The sequence below is a fragment of the Acinetobacter sp. F-1 genome, from assembly GCF_022869025.1.
Lineage (GTDB): Bacteria > Pseudomonadota > Gammaproteobacteria > Pseudomonadales > Moraxellaceae > Acinetobacter > Acinetobacter pseudolwoffii.
The window spans coordinates 1-390 of the sequence record NZ_JAJKFX010000037.1; the positions used below are offsets into that span (position 1 = coordinate 1).

At 48.5% G+C, this 390-nt stretch carries 3 tRNA genes; all 3 read left to right on the forward strand.

What is annotated here, in order from left to right:
- The first annotated feature begins 24 nt into the window (after positions 1-24).
- The 3 genes from LOZ91_RS14560 (at position 25) to LOZ91_RS14570 (ending at position 339) form a co-directional block, all read left to right on the forward strand.
- Positions 25-109 (forward strand) — tRNA-Leu (locus LOZ91_RS14560).
- A 33-nt stretch (positions 110-142) separates the two neighbouring features.
- Positions 143-216 (forward strand) — tRNA-Trp (locus LOZ91_RS14565).
- Positions 217-254: 38 nt separating this feature from the next.
- Positions 255-339: transfer RNA gene (locus LOZ91_RS14570), tRNA-Leu, on the forward strand.
- Positions 340-390 lie beyond the last annotated feature (51 nt).

The window sequence follows — 390 nt, forward strand, 5'->3', positions numbered from 1 at the left end:
ATCTCTATAATATACACAGCCATTGGGGACGTGGCGAAATTGGTAGACGCACTGGATTTAGGTTCCAGCGCCGCGAGGTGTGAGAGTTCGAGTCTCTCCGTCCCCACCAATTTACTTGAGCAATTGAGTAAACTGGCCGAGTAGAGGATTGGTGTAATGGTAGCATGACGGTCTCCAAAACCGTTCGTCAAGGTTCGAGTCCTTGATCCTCTGCCAAAGTTTGAAAAAATCCAACGCTAAGTTGGTACCCTGATGGGGACGTGGCGAAATTGGTAGACGCACTGGATTTAGGTTCCAGCGCCGCGAGGTGTGAGAGTTCGAGTCTCTCCGTCCCCACCATCATATTAAAGCAAGGCTGATGCCTTGCTTTTTTATTGCCTGAAATTTATA